Origin of the sequence: Sphingopyxis macrogoltabida, from assembly GCF_001314325.1 — a bacterium.
Classification (GTDB): Bacteria; Pseudomonadota; Alphaproteobacteria; order Sphingomonadales; family Sphingomonadaceae; genus Sphingopyxis; species Sphingopyxis macrogoltabida.
Genome location: NZ_CP009431.1, coordinates 61516 through 78579, shown reverse-complemented (window position 1 = coordinate 78579; position 17064 = coordinate 61516). Strand labels below are relative to the sequence as shown.

Genomic DNA, 17064 nt, shown 5'->3' with positions numbered 1-17064 from the left:
AAGGAAAGGAAGGACAATGGCTTACACGCGATACAAGGGCGATCCCTACTGGACCCGCGCCAAGACTAGCGGGACGAGCGCCGACGGCATCCCCTTCGAGAAGGGCGAGCGGGTTTTCTTCTATCCGCGCAGCGGCACCACCTACGCAGGCGACGGCGCATCGCGCGCATCGGCCGAGTTCGACGAACTGGCGGCGTTGGAGGGCTGACCCTCCCCGATCCCCCAGACAACCACGTATATTCAGGAGATTTCCAATGGCTATGATCACCGCAAAACTGTCGCAGCTTCGTCTCTCCCCGCTCAATCAGCGCCGGGTGAAGCCAGCAGCCATCGAATCTATAGCCGACGACATTGCCGCACATGGCCTGTTGCAGAACCTTGTCGCTTACGAGGAGGACGGCCTGTTTTGGGTATTCGCCGGTGGCCGTCGCTATCGCGGCCTAAAGGAACTGGCGAAGCGCAAGACGATCAAGAATAGCGATAGTTTCCCCGTCGAGGTTCGGACCAAGGACGAAGCTATCGAGCTTTCGCTTGCCGAGAACTTCCAGCGCGAGGACATGCACCCCGCCGACAGCATCCGGGCTTTTGCCGCGCTTCGCGATACCGGCATGGACGTGGACGAGATCGCGACGCGCTTCGGGCAGGCGGTCAGCTTCGTCTATAAGATGCTTCGCCTTTCCGCGCTCAATCCTGCCCTGATGGACATTCTCGCCAAGGATCAGTTGACCCTTGAGGCGGCGAAGGCCCTCACCCTCACCGGCGATCAGGAACAGCAGCTAAAGGTGTTCAAGGCGTCGAACGGCCACGCCCACACAATCCGGCGGATGCTGACCACGGAGAAGGTGACAACCGAGAGCGGCGCGTTCCTGTTCGTCGGGCGCGAAGCCTATGAGGCGAAGGACGGCACGATCACCGTTGACCTGTTTTCGCAGGGGGACGAGGGCTTTGCCGATCAGCCCGAAATTGTGCAAGAGTTGGCGGAAGAGAAGCTAGACGCGCTGGCGGACGAGTATCGCGCAGCCGGTTGGTTCGAGGTGAGCGCCACTCTAGATCAGCCTTACGACCTCTACACCAAGGGCTATCTCTACCAGAGCCAGCGCGAGCCGACTAAGGCAGAAGCCGCCCGCATGGCGGAAATCGACACCGAGATTGAGGCGATTGCCGAGGCCGAGGGCGAGGACAGCGAGCGCATCGAGCCGCTTAGCGACGAACGCGACGCGATCACCGAAGCGCTGCGCATCTACACTCCCGAGCAGAAGGCTATCGGCGGCGTGGCGCTGTGGGTTTCGCGCGACGGCTCGCTAGGGCAGCGCGTCTATCGGGCGAAGGCCGAGCCGAGGGCGAAGGGATCGGGCATCGACGGCCCCGCCCCGCTCTATGGCAACAGTCTCTTTGCGGACCTCACCCGCATCAAGACGCAGATCGTGCAGGAGGGCGTCGCCAGCAACCCGGCGCTGGCGCTGGACGTGCTGCTAGACAGCCTTGCGGGGCAGTTGTTGCATGGGGGCCGCAGCTACCAGATGGCGCTTGAGGTTCAGGCGAAGGCCGTCCCCACGGACGTTCCCGACGAGCTTATGGCGACCAGCGATGTTCGGCCCGTTGAGGAAACAATGGCGACCCGCTTCGCATCGCTTCCCATCGAGGGCCGCTTTGACGCGATCCGCAGCATGGACGGCGACGACAAGATGGCGCTGCTAGCCGGTTTGGTGGCGACGATGGTGGACGGCACCGTTTTTGCGGGCGGTTCCCCCGGCGAACGGCATCGCCATTTCGAGCAGATCGCGAAGGCCGCAGAAGTGGACGTTTCCTCGCGCTGGACCGCTCCCATTGCGGTCTTTGACCGGATGAAGCGCCCTGCCCTTATCACTCTTCTCCGCGAACAGGTTGGCGATGCCAGCGCCAGCAATTGCGCGACGATCAAGAAGAAGGCCGATCTAGCCGTCAACGTGTCCGAACGGCTCCCGGCGAAATGGCTTCCGGCACCGATGATCGTCGGCGCGTTTGATCAGGCCGACCTCCCCGAGCTGGACGAGGCCGACGCGGAGGACATCGAGGAAGACGCCGAAATGGCGTGACCAGTGATCGGGGGTCCGGTGATAATCGGACCCCCTTTCGTTCACCGCCGCGCCCAGGTCCGCCCCCGTCGCGGGCGCGACGCCCACGCTACGCATGACCGTCGCGCCCGCGGCCCCTTCGAGCCCGCGCGCACCGCTCGCCCAAGGTCGAGCGGCGCAGAGTCGACTTCAAAGAAGATCCAGCGCGAGAAACCCCGTTCCACCCACCATCCTAGAGTTGGAACAGACGTGTGTCCCAAGGCACCGGGCTGGCCATGTCATGGGTGATCTTGCCGGCGTCGGTGTGACGCAGGTTGATCAGAAAGTTACGCTCGATGCGGCCGCCTGGGATGGACGGCACGATGAGTAGGCAAGAGCGGCACTCTACGTACCATTTGGCGCCGAACGTTTTCGAGATCGAATCATCGATGCCGTCCCAGCCTGGATGCGCAGTTGGCTGGAACTCCTCGTAGCTGACCCCAGGCGGGATGGTGATGCGGATATAGTGCTGATTATCGGGGAGCACACCGTTAAAGTGCGCGAGCTTCTCGAGGAGCGCCGTCGCATAATGCTCAGACGAGTAGAGCATCGGACTGTTGGTTGTGTTCCAGCGCCCCGGGAACAGGCGGGCACCTTCGTCGTCGTAGATCGGGTGCTTTCCTGCGGGATCACCGATCCGGTAGCTGTAGAGAACCCGATCGACGATTCCCGGCCTCACGCGGCTCCGCCGTAGGCAGCGCGGCCTAGGAGATTGATGACAAGGTCGGCGCCGACTCCGGTATCAGTGGCGACGTCGATCGGCCTTTGGTTCTCAAGCATCGGGTGCCGGCGATAGAGGAACTCGCGCGCCTTCTCTTCGTCGCGATAGATATCCATCGCGAACTCCCAGACCTTGGCGACGGCTGCGACGCGGTTGCCCTCGTCGATGGTGAGCTTCGGCTCGCGGGCGCTCTTGCGCCGCGTCAGCGTCGCGCGCGGCACGAAGCGGTAGGGGAAGCTGGCGTCGTCAGGGGCGATAGCTTTCGACAAGCGCTCGAGCGAGGAAAGCGGGAGGCCAGCCTTGATGCTATTGGCCATCGCAAGTGGCGAGCGCTGGGCAACCTTGAGCCCGAGCGAGTCAGCGAAGCTGGATGCAGCCACGTTCATCATTTTTTCCTTCGTCCATATGAGCTTTATGTATGGCTCAAATGGTCAAAAGGCAAGGTGAGTTTCGCGGCGGGCGCATTGTGAAGCTGGGAGCGTAAACTGACCTAGCGGGTTGGGAGTCATCACAGGGCTCCCGCCCCCAATCTTTGCCGCCTGAAACGGTTTGAGCCCGCCACGTTCACAGCGCGACGGGCTCAGGTATGGACGCCATTTCCGCCGAGCTGGACCAGATCGTGCAGGCCCGCACCCGCGACGTGCTGGACGGCCCCGGCCTTGGCGTCAACAAGCGGGGCGAGCTGTTCCACCAACCGCAAATCGTCGAGCTGATCGAGAAGGCGCTTGCCGATCGACAGAACCCCGGCTGATGTCGGCAGGGGCGCGCCCCTGCCCTCTTTTCTGCAGTTACAGATGGAGCGACAGCAGGCGTAGCGAGGCGGCCGCGCCTCGCGTGAGATCCTTTGCCGACCGTCGCACCGCGCGCGCAGCGCGCCGATCGAGGGGAACACCAAGGGCTCCTGCCCTTTCGTTCCCGAACGACAATCGACCGCCCGTGTAATCTGCCAAGGCCGGTAAGCCCGGCGCCCGAGTGCGCCGACCGGTCTAGGCAGCGCGCCCGCGCCAGCGGTAGATTCTCGCCCTCCCTCCCCATCCCGTTCCTCGCCGGAACGGCAGAGCCGCAGGCCGTAGCCACGCGGCCCATGCCACTAGGAGGTAGCCAAAATGACCAACGACACGAACGAGGCCGACCGGGTAGAAGCGATCCGTAAGCTCAACGCGATGGCGCGGAGCAACCCCGGCGCTGCATGTCGCGCCAATATCACCATCGGATTTCAGTCTTTGTCGGATGCCGACAGAATCGGCGCACTTTCGCAGATCATCGCGTTCGCCAACTTCACCGGAGAGAACGACCCTCACGGCGAGCAGGACTTTGGGGCTGTCTATCGCTTGGTGTCGGGGGAATGGACCCAGCATCGCCCGCAGGACGACAAGGAGATTTCCGAAACCGTGTTCTGGAAAATCGACTATTACGACAATGCATTGGAGTTTGGCAGCGAGGCACCGTGGGACGATGCGAAGACCACGCGCGTTATGACCATCATGCTTGCGAGCGAATATTAAAGGCCCTCCGCCCCCCGCCGGTCCGCGTCGTCATAATGCGCGGATCGGGGCAGCACGGTTCAGGATTGAGACAAGCGATTTGTTGTTAATTCGCCATAGGTCCGTTATGGTTGCATCAAAGGGGACGCGAGATGGCAAAGGTCGATATCGAGGCGCTTCGGGCGCAGATCAGGGCGATGGATTTTGTTCGGGGCACCCCCGAGGAAATCGCGCAATGGCGTGAGGACGACCGCGATTCCCGTGCCAATCTGACTATCGAAGGCATGACGCCCGAGTCCAACGAGGACGAGCTTTTCGCGATGATGATGGACGAGGGCGTTCCCCCGACGCTCGCCACCAAGATCATCGTCGACCTGCTCCAGTCGGGAGCCGGCCAGCTAGCCGCCTAAACGGTGGCCGGCACTGATCCTTACGCCTACCCTGGAACCGACGTCCTCCGGAATCGACTAGGGATCACCGATGGCAAGGAACTGGATCGACGCGAGCGGCTGATAATCCGTGCGCGCGGCAACGAAGCCGCGCGCATGGACTTCCCGCTCACCCCCGATGGCTATCGCGTCCTTCACAAGCACCTGTTCCAAGACTTGTACGAATGGGCGGGCCAGGACCGGACCGTCAACATCGGCAAACAGGGCAGTCTATTTGCGCACGCCCCCTATATCGCCAATGGACTCAACGCCATGTTCAAAGAGCTTGGCGAAAAGAACAACTTTCGCGGCTTGAAACGGGAAGAGTTTTTCGATCACTTGGGCCACCATATGAACGAGCTGAATGCCGTTCACCCTTTCCGCGAAGGCAACGGCCGAACCATGCGCTTGCACGCGGCGCAGATCGCTCGCGAGGCCGGCCACCCGATCCGCATCGCCAGCATAGATGAACGCGCATGGATGGACGGATCGCGTCACGGTTTCACAACGGGCGACCATCGCGCGCTTAGCGCCGCGCTTTCGGCGGCGTCGGTCAAGCGAGATCTAGGACCCGAGGCGCGCACCGGCCCGGGCGGACTCGCTTTTCTTCCTTCGCGCGATCCCCCTGCAGGGCAGCGCTACCGAATGACATTGAACAAGGTTCGCGAAGAGCTGGAAAAGCATTTGCCCGTCGCGCGCGCGGAGGCGGCCGACAGGCTAAGCAAGTTGATGAAGGCCGGCGCTTCTACCGAGGGAATCGTCAAGGCCCGGGGCGAGCTGGCCTATGTTCGGCACGCGAAGGGGCCGGTCTATCAGTCGCATTTGCTGAATTATCTCGGATCGCGCGAGGTTGAGGCCGTCATAACGCCGAAGCAGACGCCGCTTGAGCGCGTGCGCGAGATCGGCGCGGCGCTGGCGGTGCAGATCAACATGCAGCAGGGCGCGCAGCTCCAACGGGCTATCAGGGCTCTTGAACGCCCGATCTTCCCGCCTGGTCATTCTCCCATGCACGAGCGACTAGCGGATGCGTTCCTGAAGAACGCGGCCGAGAAGAACGCGGCCGATCCGCGCCTTGCGCCAGCCCAGGCCATCGTTGACGCCGCCGTGCAGGCAGCTCGAGGCCGCGGCGAAAGCGCGCGCGCGATTGAGGCTACGGGGGAGTCGACGCGCAAGGCCGTCGCGGCGGTCATCCGATCCGGCGAACCGCTCAACGCCAATGCGCCGGAGTTACGGGGCCGTGGCGCAGCACAGCAGCAATCGCCCTCCCCGAGTAAGGACAAGGGCCGCAGCCGCTGATGTCGCCCTAGGTGACGCCTAGGTGGAAAGGCAGCGGTGTGTGGACGAAGAAGTGGCGGCGCTGGGCGGCTTCCCTTCCCAGCTCGCTATGGGCGGGATCGATCTAAAGTGTAGCCAGCGCTGACGGGCGCGAGCGGCCCTTACGCCTCCCAAGATTCCTCTGTTTGCCGTTCGGGAAGCCCAGCGCCGCATTCGGCCAAGGGAGGCGGCTTTCAGCCCCATAGTGGTAGCCAGGTGCGACAAGCTCAGGGTGATCGAGCGTGCCAACATGGAACGCCACCTTCCCCGGCTCGACCCCACTGTCATCTTCATAATGAAGGGTCAGCGGCGAGCCGCATTCCCCGCAGAAGGACCGGCGCGCGATCGGTGATGATCGGTAAGTTTTCTGCGTCTCACCATGCCAGCCAACATCGTCCCATCGCACCCATGCGAGGACCGCGAAGGCGCTTCCGGTCGATTGTCGGCACATCGAGCAATGGCAGTAGTGAACGCGTGGCGGAGCCGTGAGAACGTAGCGCATCGAGCCGCAGAGGCATCCGCCCTCAAGGCTCTGCTGCCCGGCGTCCTCGCGCGGCACCTCGTCAGGGTCAGGCATCGGCCATGCCGGGGGGAAGGGCGCGATAGAGCGTTGAATGATGGCACTTGAGCAGCTTGGCGGCTTCGCGCACGGACGTGCCCTCACCAACCAGGCGCTCGCCTAGCGCGATCTGGTCCGGCGTCAGCTTTGGGGGACGACCGAAGCGGACTCCCCGAGCCTGCGCCGCAACGCGCCCGCTGCTAGTGCGTTGGTGGATTAGTTCGCGTTCAAACTCGGCAATGCCGGCGAATACCGTCAGCACCATACGGCCAGCGGGCGAGGTGGTATCCGCCCAGGGCTCCGCCAGAGAGCGCAGGCCAGCGCCGGCGTCGTTCAGCTTCTCGGCTATATCGAGAAGATCCTTTGTCGATCGGGCGAGCCGATCAAGGCGCGTCACCACCACAACGTCGCCGTCACGAAGCTGGTCCATCATACGGGCCAGCTCAGGCCGGTTGGGCTTCGCGCCCGACACCTTCTCTTCATAGGTGCGGCGGCAGCCGGCATCCTTCAAGGCGGCGCGTTGCAGCCGTAAATCCTGATCGTCAGTGGAGACGCGCGCGTAGCCAACAAGCATGTCGCGAATGTGCATCGAAACGTCTGTCTTTAGCAACAGACTTTCGCGACACCGCCAGCGTTGGAAAAACCGTCCCCTGCCCGCGTGTCGCAAAACTTACAACATTTGCGACAATCGCGCAGCAGCTTCGCGCCGGGTGTCGGTTTTCAAAGTCGATGTCAGCTATATGTCAGAGACGATGACAGCCACGACGTTACGGCTCATTCTGCGGCGTTGAGTGCGGGCGTGGTGGGTGCCTCGGTTTTGAGTGCAGCGAGTTCGCGGTAGAGAGTGGATCGGCCAAGCCCAAGCTGCTTCGCCGCCTGCGCCGGACGCACGCCGGCCTCGATCAGCTTGAGCGCCGACGCCAGCTTGTCGGCGTCGAGCGTAGGGCGTCCAGGCACTTTTCCCCGCGCGCGCGCCGCGGCGATGCCGTCGCGGGTGCGCTCGACGATCAGCCGGCGCTCGAAATGCGCGATGGCACCGAACACATGGAACACCAGCTCGCCTGCAGCCGAGGATGTATCGAGCCGTTCCTCCAGCGAACGGAATGCGAGCCCGCGCGCCTTGAACATGTCGACGGTTTCCAGCAGCTCCTTGAGCGATCGGCCGAGGCGATCGAGCCGGACGACGCAGATGATATCGCCGGGTCGGCAGAAGCCAATCAGCTCGTTTAGGCCGGGCCGATCGAAGCTCTTGCCCGAGATCACATCGTCGAACACGCGGATCGCGCCCGCTTCGTCGCGCAACCGGCGACGCTGCACCTCCAGGTCCTGGTCGCTGGTGGAGACGCGGGCATAGCCCAGCACGTCCGGCATCGTGGTGTAACCCCTGTCCCTAATCCGCTCGGTTTGTGGACAAGCGGGCCAGCACTCGCAAAATCGGGCGCCGACCGTCTCTAAATACTGTCCACAAACCCGCCGTGTCCAGAAAATCTGAACCGCATTTTGTGGACGATTTCTGGATCGCAGCGGATTACCCAGCGCGCCGCCACCTTGGTTCGAGCATGGCAACGGGCGTCGGTCATGTTGCGGAGCCGGCGGATCGACTGACCGGTGCCGCTCGACAGGCGTTCCAGCAAGGCTTGGGGCGGATCGTCCGCGCAGCGGTCAAGATCGCCGACATTGCAGCCAAGGCCATATCGACAGAAGGTCGCTACACCCATGCCGTAGGTGTCGGCCAGTCTGCGGACGTAAGTGTCCAGCCTCTCCAACGGACGCGGTTGCGGATGCAGCGGCCAGCGCGGGCGCGGTAGGTCGCCCATCAGCTCGACTTCATCGAACACGGGGGAAGGACGCTTCGAACAGGGCGCGCCGTTCGTCCGGCCCACGAAAGTCGCACCCTTCAAGCATCACGCGGTCGATCCGTTCGCGTCCATGCAGCAGCGCATGAACCGTCGCGGCAGTGAGCAAGGCCGCGACCTCGCCGATCAGGCCGGTCGATCGGCGCAGCACCATACTGCGTATTTCAGGAGCGTCCGCCAACGCCGATCGTTCGCGCAAAGGCAACGCGCGCTCGAAACTGGCGAGGAGGCGCGCGAACACACCGTCGTCCTGCCATGCCGGTAGCGGGATCGGCTCGAAGCGGTTCTCAAGCTGGTCATCGCTGCGCACCGCGATCTGAGCCTGTTTGGTGCCCAGGCCGACGATCGGGATGCGGAGCGTGTTGCCGAGAAAGCGGAGCATGTTCAGGAATTCGGCGCGGCGACGGTGCGTGCCGGCGAGCAGGTTGTGCAGCTCGTCCACGATCAGCACCCGCACCTCGACCGCGCGCAGAAGGTCGAGTGCATAGCGTTCGAGACGTTCGCCGGGGAGGTTGAACGACACTGGCGCGTTGAGCGCCGTCAGGATCGCACCGTAGAAGCGTCGGACGCTTGGTTCGGTCGGCATCTGCATCACCACGACCGGCACGACTTCGCGCTGGCCGCACGAACTTGGTGACGGCGGATGCAGGCGCCGAAACTTCTCGGCGATCATGCTCTTGCCGTTATTAGTCGGCCCCACGATCAGCAGGTTGGGCGGCCGGACGCGGCCTGGCCCAAATCGGAAGGCGTCGTCGAGCCGCGCCAGGGCCGCTTCCGCGTGGGGATGAGCGATCCACCATTGGCCGTGCATATGCGCCAGGCGCTCCGACGATGGCAGGTCGGCGATAGGGCGGGCAGCGGGCGAGAGATGATCCGGCTCGCCCATCATGCTCACCACTCCTCTACATCGAAAGGCTCGGATGATGCCGTGCCATCGACCGCTCGCACAGGCCAAGGCGAAGCAGGTTCGCTCAACCGTGGGGCGGGATCGGTGATGACACGCAGCCCAAGCCGGCGGGCCTGATTGCGCCGGGTCGTGCGCGTCGCGGTTCGCGCTTGGACCTCGATCTCACGCATCTCCTCGATCCCGGCGAACAGTATGCCTTCGTCTATCTCACTTTGCCGTTGGCGACGCAGGCGGGATCGGGCGAGACGGTGTTCCCATAGCGAGACGGGTGGCCGGGAAAGTTCACGGTAGCCGACTTCGAGATAGCCACCGTCGTCGGGGTCGTGGACATAGATGCGGCTGAGGTCGCGGGGATCGCGGCGGATGAGTATGCGCCGGGGTGGTCCGTCCCGTTCAATCCAGGGCTTCAGCGCATCCGAAAAATAGTGGATGTGGTCGATCACTACCCCGTCGCGCCGCAAGGTCCGCCGGACCACAGGCAGAAAGTCGATCAGGAACGCGCGCGGATCACGCGGCGACGGCGGTGCCAGTCCTTCGGTGGCAAGGGCGCGCACGCCTTCCTGATAGCGTTGTAATGGGGCTTCGCCGTCCAACCCGGCATGGGGACGCAGATGGTAGAGCTTGGCGATGGCGACGGCCAACCATCGTTCCAGCTCGGCGAGCGTCAGGCACGCGGCCTTGTCGCTGTCGTAGCGTCCACGCTGCATGACGTTGGAGAAGGTCGTGCCGGGCAGGCCATGCACCAACTCCATCAGCGTGCCGATCACCCGTTCCACGACACCACCGACCTGCGGTCGCCCGAATGGTCGCCAGTCGATCGTGATGTCGTGCTGGGCGCAGCCGCGTTCCAGAGCTTCGGAGTGGAACTCGGCGGCATTGTCCACGCCGATCTGCCGGGGGCGTCCCATCACCGGCCAGTCCGCATCGACCCCGATAGCTGTCAGCCACGACCGCTTGTCCGACGCGACATGCGCCAGGCACAGCCCGACGCTGGTAGCGGACGGTGCTTCCAGCGTCACGAGGAGGCCGGCGATGCAGCGGCTGAACACGTCGATTGCGACCGTCACCCAGGGGCGGCCGATCGGGCGGCGCTCGATCGGATCGACCAGGATGAGGTCCACTGGCGTATGGTCTATCTGCACCACGTCGAGCGGCGCCTGGGCGGTCACGGTCGATCCCAGCACCGCTTCCGGAACAGCCACGTCACCGCGTCTACGCCGCTCTTCCTGCGACAAAGCCGCGATCCTGCGCCGGACGGTACTCGCCGATGGCGGGCGCACATGCTGGTCGCGGGCGCGCCGGCGAACCTCGACCACGATCTTCTCGGCCGACAGCCGCTGCGGCGTCAGGTACAGTTCGGCTACGGCATCGCGGATCAGGGCCTCGCGGCGCTCCTCGATCCGCCTCTTGCCGCGCCCGCCATCCGATCCGCTGCTGACCAGCGTGGTTACCGTACCGCCGCCCTCGCGGCATTTTCGGAGCAAGCGGTAAACCTGACGCTCGGACACGCCCAAGACGACTGCGGCTGCGCGGACCTGCTCGCGGGGACAGGCCGGCAGCGCCGCCAGTGGCCGAAGCACCGCCGCACGTCGCTCTGCCTCCTGCCATGACGGCCCGGGAACGAGGCTCAGGTCCGAAGCTGCTTCCGCCAACTGCCGACCTCCACTTCGAGGGAAGTGCAAGCTGCTGACATCGACTCCGATCACCAGCGACGCCGAGTGTGACAAACGCCGGCCCCGCTTAGCAAGCGTTCATTCGGCTTTCGCTGACATTGGCTTCGAAAACTGACAGCTGCCCGCGCGCGGGGACGCAAGGGTGGCCGCAAGTTCGCCCTCTCCAAGGCCCAGGTGCGGCTCGCTCAGGCTGCTATGGCCCAACGCGACACGTCCGTTTCCGACCTCTGCAAGGAACTCGGGATCGAGCGCGTCACTCTCTACCGCTATGTCGGTCCCAACGGGGAACTCCGGGATTACGGTCAGCGCGTGCTTGCTGCCAAAACGCGATGATGATGACGGGAGCCCCGATCAAACTTACCCAAGCGGACGCCGCAGACGTTGCAGACCTGTACAACCGTTGCAGCGACTATTTCCTGTTGCAGGACGGGGCCGCGCCCACGCTGGACGATGCTCGCGAGCTTTTCTCCGATGTGCCGCCCGAAAAGAGCGCCCACAATCAAGCTGTCCTGGGATGGAAGGGGCCTGGCGGCCTATATGCAATCGCGGCCATCCTCCGCGATTATCCGCGTGATGGCACATGGTATCTCGGCTTCATGATCGTAGATGCCGCACAGCGTGGTCGTGGCGTCGGACGCTCAATTTACTCGACGGTCGAAAGCTGGGCCGCTGCGAGAGGTGCCACAGAGATTCGGTTGGCCGTGCTGGAAGCGAATGAAGCGGCAGAGCGATTTTGGCGTTCTCTCGGCTTCATTGAGTATCGGCGCGTTGGGCCAGACACCTTCAAAATGCGTAGCCATCGCCGGATAGAACTGAGCCGTCGCCTTTCTGGCGCGACCGTAGAAGGCAGCAACAAGTAAGATCTCGCGCCGGCTATCTGGGCGAGCTTGGCGTAGGATTCCGCCCCCTCCCGCAAACGCCCCCTGAAAAACCACTTCGCTTGGACCCCACGCAAGCAGAGCACCATCGTGTACGTCGACGAGCCCGGCGCCGGCAGGGCATTCGTGTTCAGTCGGGGGGCACATGCCCCCGCCGTCAGCCTTCGCGTAGCCGTCCATCAAGCGATAGAATATCGCCCCATCGTCGCCGGTGGGCGGTGCAGCGCGATACGTCCCAGCTAAGAGCGGAATCGCTGCGCGCGCGGCAGGGCTGAGCAGTACGCCGCCATAGACCACGACTTTCGAGGCATGGCCGATCGCCTGCATCACTGCCTTTGTCGCGACCACCTGATGCCGGTTGAGGCGAGTGCGGACGAACAATAGATCAGTCACCGGTCCTGACACGCCCGAGACGAGCGAGAGGCCCGTCGACACGAAGCCGCCGACCAGCGACTGCCAGGGGTTCGACGCTTCGAGGCGGAGCCATCGCTCAGGCAACCATATCAGGATCGGCATGAGGCCGAGACCGAGAAAAACGTAGAGCTTTGCAGGTTCGAAGGTGATCAGCGCAAAGAACGCCATCGCCGCGATTGCGCCCATTCCAAAAGTGATGAGCACGCGCCATGCGACGTACCGGCGGTGCAGGATCACCCGCCACAGGTTCGACGCAAACTGGATCATGCCGTGAAGGGCGAGCGCGGTCGTGATCGGCAGCAACCAGGCGAGCAGGCCCATCAGGATCAAGCCGCCCGCCATGCCGAAGATGCCGGACAGAATCGACGTGAGAAATGCGCAGAGGACAATCAGTGCTGCGATCATCCGGTCGTCGTCAATCTTCTCTGTTTCAAGCGACTACCATAACGCAAATCGCTGCCATTCTGCTGCCGGAAGGCAAAAGAATTTGCCTAGCGCGTACAAACGCGTTGGGCATGGGCGGCCAGGGATGACGAGCAAGGCATCCTGCATCCGATGGCAAGCGATCGACGCGAGTGTCCCGCGGTTGGATGGCGCGCTCGGAAGTGGCGTTGCTGATCAACCAATATTTCGGAGCGCGCCTGAATTGCGTCAGAAGTTTACCAGCATGTTGAGCCGCAAACGGTTGGCCCATTCGCTTGCGCTGAACGCCGGGGTAAATAGCGGCGACTTGGCTTGATAACGATAATAAGTGGCGTTCAGGATGACGTTCGGCACCACGACGTAGTCGACCAGCAGCGTGTGCTGCCGATAGTTGGTCGCCAGATCGGTGTTGTCGTGGCTGAATGCCGCCAGCACGGCATCGACACCCGTTTCCGCATAGCCATAGCCGAACCGCCAATCATGCACCTTGCTCCCGCGTCCGAACAGCAGATCGACGCCGAAGCCGCTATCCTGATCGGTGGTCGCGCCAAAGTTGTGGACATAGTCGGCGACGATCCGCACTGGCCAGCTCTCTCCCAGCCCGTTGAACTGGACCGCGCCGATCAGGTTGAGCAGGTTGAAATCGGACAGATACTGCCCCGCCGCGAAACGGTTGGTGCGGAAATCGCCAGTGTCGCCACCGGCCAGGCTCGACAGCCGATAGTCGTAATAGCTTGCCGCGAGCTCAACCTTCACCGGCGCGGAAGCCGCCGTCTCTAACTGCAGTTGGCCGCCGATCATGCGGCTGTCCTCACCGCCGGTGGCCTCGTCGATGAGGAAATACATGCCGACCGCCTTGGCCGAAGCGCCCCCGCCGAGCGGCAGCCTGTACGCCCCGGACACGCCTTGCGGATTGACGTCGCCGTCCCACACCAGCTCGGTGCGGACAAATGGCTGCGGGATCTTGCCGGCAACCAGCGTCAAATCGCCAAAAGTGCCACGCATATAGGCCTGGTCGAGACTGACGGTCAGGTCGTCCACGAAATTGCCGAGTGTCTGGTCGGTTGAATTGGGGTCGTCGTTGTCGCCGGTCCCGAGCTGCCCGCCGATCGTCAGCCACCGATTAACCGCATATGCCGCGCGCAGACGTGCGCGAAGCACGCCGCGATCGCGGTCGCGGACTCCGGTGCGGCCGAAATTCGACTCGTAACGCACGCGCAAGTCACCGTTCACGGTCAGCTTTGAGGGCACCGAAGCCGGCAATGGGCCCGGGGCGGACCCACCCGCCGGGTTGACGGGCGCAGCGGCACCCGGCGTGTATTGCGCCGTCTGGAAAAGCACTGGTGAACTCGAAGCGCGGGATGCCTGCTGCATCACGGGCGCCGCTGCCGCGGGCGCCGGGGTCTGAGCGTTGCCCGGCTGGGCAGCGGCAAGCTGCGCTTCAAGCTGTGCGATGCGTGCACCGGCGCGCGCTTGCTCCGCCTTCATCTCCGCGATCTGTTGATGCATCTCCGCAAGGCTTTCGGCAGACTGCGCCAGCGCCGGGGTCGCAACGAGGATAGCCACCGGCGCGGCGGCGGCGAGGAAAAAACGATTCATCCTGCATTCCCCAAGTGGCGTGGCGTTTGAGGTGAAGATCGCCTGTATCCGAGCGCTAGACAAGGATTTTCTGCCGCAAGCGGCACCTGCGGTCGCGCAGACTGCTGGATCTGGACGGATCAGACCGCGAAGCCGCTGTTTCCTTGCCCAGGGGCGGCGTTTTTCAGCGCAGCGGACAGATCTGTCCAGCCGCTTTCGTTCAGTTTGAGCGTGGATCGCGATCATGCGCATAGCGGTGGCGCTCGCAATCGGCGGATAGCGGCGAGGATGGCGCGTACCATCGTGCCGGTGACAGCGACCTCGGCCAGCTGGAAGGTGATGGTGCGGGCGTGACGGACCACACGTGCCCCGATCTTGATCAGCTTCAGTTGCAGGCTGGTCAACGACCAGTCGGCCATGGCCTCGGGCAGCTCGATGCAGCGCAAGAAGGTGGCCAGGTTGTACGCCAGGGCGTGCAGTTGCAGCCGCACCTCATTGTCGCGGAACTTCCGGCACGACAGCCGCGTCCAGCGAAAGGCGTATTTGCCCTCTTTGATGTGCTGCTCGGCGGTGCCGCGCTGGTTGTAGAACCGCACCACCCAGTCCGGCTCCATCGGCAGGTTGGTGACGATGAAGCCGACACGCGGGAACAGTTCGCCCGGATGCCATTCGATCTTGGCGATCACCCGGCGTTCCTTGTCCCAGGACGCCGCCTGATACTCGAATTCCTCGAAGAACCGCTTGACCTTGGTCAGTGACGGCCGCCCGACAGGGCGCGTTAGCCGATGCGCGATCTTGTCCTTGAGGACCGCGTTTGCGGGCAGCCGGATGGCGTAGAAGAACCGCGCTTCTTCCAATCGCTCATAGATCGCCGGGATCGCGTAGGCAGCATCGGCCCGGAAGAACCTGCCACCAAGGTCGCGCTCCGCGTAGCGCGCAATGACGGGGTCGAGAACATCACGCCAGCCATCGGCGCTGTGGACGTTGCCATGGCGCAGGGCGCAGCGTTCCAGCATCCCGAACTGGTTGAACAGAAAGTTGGGGTGATAGCAGCTACAGTCGAAATGGCCATTCCAGGCGGACCCTTCCTGGTCGCCATGGGTCGGGCTGACCGAGCTGTCCATGTCCAGAACGATGTACTTCAGCCCGTTACGGTCATGGAACCGGTCGATCCATTGCCCGTTCAGGTCGGCCAGCGCGGCACGGTTCCCGGCCAGAGCCAGCGTCTCGGTCTCGAACCGTCCCATCTGCGATGCCGAGGCCGCTTGTGCATCGACCGCTCTGCCGCCGACAACTTGGCGCATGACCGGATCGCAGGCGAGACGGTTGGCGTCGTTGACATCCTCGTATCCGGCCAGCCGCCCAAAGACTGATTGCCGGAACAGGCCGTCGAGCCGATGGACCGTGTTCTTGCCAGAGCGAGTATCGCGCAGCGCCGCTGACGCCAAATCGGACAACCCGAGCGCGTCATCAAGCTCGCGCATCACCAGAAGGCCGCCGTCGGAACTGAGCTGCGTGCCGCGAAATTCCAGCCGCACGCGAGGGTCGAAATCCACCCGATCTGCCCGTTGCAAGCCCGCACCCTCTGGGTGATCCATGAAACGCGCCCCTCGCAGCCTTCAACACCATGTTTTATATAGGAAATATAATGGTCAGGACAGCGAAATCAGCGCCTTACTTGGGAAATGTGGGCTAAGATAGCTTTCAGAAAATCCGCGCGCCAGCGGCGGCTGGAGGCTGAGTTTGCCTGAGAAACGCATTTGATCGCATATTCGCTGAGAATATCGACCTCTGCTTCGGGCCGGATCCCGTAATCCAGCCCACGAAGGTCCTGAACTAATGCCTCGAGTGGCTTTTCGTCGAGCCGGTGTCCTTCCTGTTGAAGCTCGTCGATAGCGACGAAGAGGCTGTAGAAATCAGCCTTCTGCCGAAAACGTGTGCCCTTGATACCGCCCTGCCATTCGGCAAATATCTTCGCAAGATCGGCGAGTACATTTCCAAAGCGCGCGACGATTGCTTTGCGACTCTCCAGCGCCCAGGTCGTGTGCGCAATGTAGAATTCATCGAGCCGATTCTTCTTGTCTTGAACGCCGTCGATGAGCGCCGCGAGAATTTCGGAGATATATTCGGCATCGGCGTAGCGCCTGCGATCTGTCGCCGTGAATACGCCTGCTTCCTCGAAGAACTCCGAAACCGACAATTCTTCAGCGACGTCTAGAAAATCTCCTGGAAAATCAGCACGGCGGAGCTCCTGTCGCGTGAGAGGAACTGTGTATTTGTTTACGCGCATGTACACGTCCCGGACCTCGCGATCGCTGGGATTGTCCGCCTCGTTGAAATCGATGCGGTAGCGGAGAAAATTATCGGTCTCGGTCTCATTGAAATCCGAGAAGCGCTTTCCGAGGAAGGGGCCGGAATACGGTGGCTCAAGAATGAATTGGTCGCGCAGGAAAGCAAGAATTGCTGAAATTCGCTGCTGACCGTCGATCACGACCCGATGAACGCTTCCACCCTTAATCGTCTTAGCCAGGAAAATCTTTGGCAGCGGAATGTCGCTCAAGATCGAATCGATCAACATGATCTTCGCGCTCTGCGCCCACACTTCTCGACGCTGAAAATCGGGCTGGAGTTCAAGCCGTCCGGCGTCACTCCAGTCACGCACATCAGCAATTGGGTGAGGACTAATGTTCCAGTGAACCATTTCTCAAATGCACCTGCGTTTTCATGCCCCCTTTC

General features: G+C 62.9%; 18 protein-coding genes and 2 pseudogenes. 8 read left to right on the top strand and 12 right to left on the bottom strand.

The window, feature by feature from the left end; genetic code table 11:
* The first annotated feature begins 16 nt into the window (after positions 1 to 16).
* Positions 17 to 208, top strand: a complete 192-nt coding sequence (locus LH19_RS27250; protein ID WP_054735591.1) for a hypothetical protein — start codon at positions 17 to 19, stop codon at positions 206 to 208.
* A 46-nt stretch (positions 209 to 254) separates the two neighbouring features.
* Positions 255 to 2075, top strand: a complete 1821-nt coding sequence (locus LH19_RS27245; protein ID WP_054735588.1) for a ParB/RepB/Spo0J family partition protein — start codon at positions 255 to 257, stop codon at positions 2073 to 2075.
* A 211-nt stretch (positions 2076 to 2286) separates the two neighbouring features.
* Here LH19_RS27245 and LH19_RS27240 read toward each other — a convergent pair whose 3' ends face one another.
* Together LH19_RS27240 and LH19_RS27235 are read right to left on the bottom strand one after the other, a co-directional pair.
* Positions 2287 to 2772: an RES family NAD+ phosphorylase gene (locus tag LH19_RS27240; RefSeq protein WP_054735585.1), complete on the bottom strand. Its 486-nt coding sequence runs from the start codon at positions 2770 to 2772 to the stop codon at positions 2287 to 2289.
* Entirely contained in the window at positions 2769 to 3194 is a 426-nt protein-coding gene (locus tag LH19_RS27235; RefSeq protein ID WP_234716266.1) for an antitoxin Xre/MbcA/ParS toxin-binding domain-containing protein, read from the bottom strand. The genes LH19_RS27240 and LH19_RS27235 overlap by 4 nt, the downstream gene beginning before the upstream one ends.
* 206 nt (positions 3195 to 3400) lie before the next feature.
* Here LH19_RS27235 and LH19_RS28955 point away from each other — a divergent pair, with 206 nt between their 5' ends.
* The 4 genes from LH19_RS28955 (at position 3401) to LH19_RS27220 (ending at position 6022) form a co-directional block, all read left to right on the top strand.
* Complete coding sequence (locus LH19_RS28955) at positions 3401 to 3565, top strand: hypothetical protein (protein WP_156344075.1); 165 nt, start codon at positions 3401 to 3403, stop codon at positions 3563 to 3565.
* A gap of 355 nt (positions 3566 to 3920) precedes the next feature.
* Entirely contained in the window at positions 3921 to 4319 is a 399-nt protein-coding gene (locus LH19_RS27230; RefSeq protein ID WP_054735583.1) for a DUF3768 domain-containing protein, read from the top strand.
* A gap of 131 nt (positions 4320 to 4450) precedes the next feature.
* Positions 4451 to 4708: a hypothetical protein gene (locus LH19_RS27225; protein ID WP_054735580.1), complete on the top strand. Its 258-nt coding sequence runs from the start codon at positions 4451 to 4453 to the stop codon at positions 4706 to 4708.
* 3 nt (positions 4709 to 4711) lie between these two features.
* Entirely contained in the window at positions 4712 to 6022 is a 1311-nt protein-coding gene (locus tag LH19_RS27220; RefSeq protein ID WP_054735579.1) for a Fic/DOC family protein, read from the top strand.
* 103 nt (positions 6023 to 6125) lie between these two features.
* On the opposite strand, the gene LH19_RS28290 is transcribed toward LH19_RS27220, so the two are convergent.
* From LH19_RS28290 to LH19_RS27195, 6 genes are all read right to left on the bottom strand, one after another.
* Positions 6126 to 6617, bottom strand: a complete 492-nt coding sequence (locus tag LH19_RS28290; RefSeq protein WP_145923703.1) for a GFA family protein — start codon at positions 6615 to 6617, stop codon at positions 6126 to 6128.
* Positions 6610 to 7173, bottom strand: coding sequence for a recombinase family protein (locus LH19_RS27215; RefSeq protein ID WP_054735791.1), 564 nt, complete (start codon positions 7171 to 7173; stop codon positions 6610 to 6612). Before LH19_RS27215 ends, LH19_RS28290 begins: the two co-directional genes overlap by 8 nt.
* 200 nt (positions 7174 to 7373) lie before the next feature.
* Positions 7374 to 7970, bottom strand: coding sequence for a recombinase family protein (locus LH19_RS27210; protein ID WP_021245550.1), 597 nt, complete (start codon positions 7968 to 7970; stop codon positions 7374 to 7376).
* Positions 7971 to 8050: 80 nt separating this feature from the next.
* The gene (locus LH19_RS28950; protein WP_021245551.1) at positions 8051 to 8437 is read right to left on the bottom strand and encodes a TniQ family protein; all 387 of its coding nucleotides are present in this window, start codon (positions 8435 to 8437) and stop codon (positions 8051 to 8053) included.
* Complete coding sequence (locus LH19_RS27200; RefSeq protein ID WP_021245552.1) at positions 8427 to 9344, bottom strand: TniB family NTP-binding protein; 918 nt, start codon at positions 9342 to 9344, stop codon at positions 8427 to 8429. The genes LH19_RS28950 and LH19_RS27200 overlap by 11 nt, the downstream gene beginning before the upstream one ends.
* Positions 9345 to 9346: 2 nt before the next feature.
* Positions 9347 to 11014 carry a Mu transposase C-terminal domain-containing protein gene (locus tag LH19_RS27195; RefSeq protein ID WP_054735573.1) on the bottom strand — a complete coding sequence of 556 codons (1668 nt, stop codon included), beginning with the start codon at positions 11012 to 11014 and terminating at the stop codon, positions 9347 to 9349.
* Between the two features lie 132 nt (positions 11015 to 11146).
* Between LH19_RS27195 and LH19_RS28285 the strand changes: the two are divergent.
* Both LH19_RS28285 and LH19_RS29780 read left to right on the top strand, forming a co-directional pair.
* Positions 11147 to 11368: pseudogene (locus LH19_RS28285) on the top strand (recombinase family protein); the annotation flags it as partial.
* A pseudogene (locus LH19_RS29780) lies at positions 11365 to 11736 on the top strand (N-acetyltransferase family protein); the annotation flags it as partial. The pseudogenes LH19_RS28285 and LH19_RS29780, both read left to right, overlap by 4 nt.
* On the opposite strand, the gene LH19_RS29775 reads toward LH19_RS29780, so the two are convergent.
* The 4 genes from LH19_RS29775 to LH19_RS27175 all read right to left on the bottom strand — a co-directional run bounded on the left by LH19_RS29775 (position 11674) and on the right by LH19_RS27175 (position 17029).
* A complete protein-coding gene (locus tag LH19_RS29775; RefSeq protein WP_054735570.1) occupies positions 11674 to 12732 on the bottom strand; it encodes a sulfite exporter TauE/SafE family protein in 1059 nt (352 codons plus the stop codon). The pseudogene LH19_RS29780 and the gene LH19_RS29775 sit on opposite strands and share 63 nt — an antisense overlap.
* Positions 12733 to 12978: 246 nt before the next feature.
* On the bottom strand, positions 12979 to 14349 hold the full coding sequence (locus tag LH19_RS27185; protein WP_054735488.1) for a putative porin: 1371 nt from the start codon (positions 14347 to 14349) through the stop codon (positions 12979 to 12981).
* Between the two features lie 221 nt (positions 14350 to 14570).
* Positions 14571 to 15926 (bottom strand): IS1380-like element IS1247 family transposase, encoded by a 1356-nt coding sequence (locus LH19_RS27180; protein WP_006473457.1) that lies wholly within the window; start codon positions 15924 to 15926, stop codon positions 14571 to 14573.
* Between the two features lie 68 nt (positions 15927 to 15994).
* Complete coding sequence (locus LH19_RS27175; protein ID WP_082396450.1) at positions 15995 to 17029, bottom strand: DUF262 domain-containing protein; 1035 nt, start codon at positions 17027 to 17029, stop codon at positions 15995 to 15997.
* Positions 17030 to 17064: the final 35 nt, after the last annotated feature.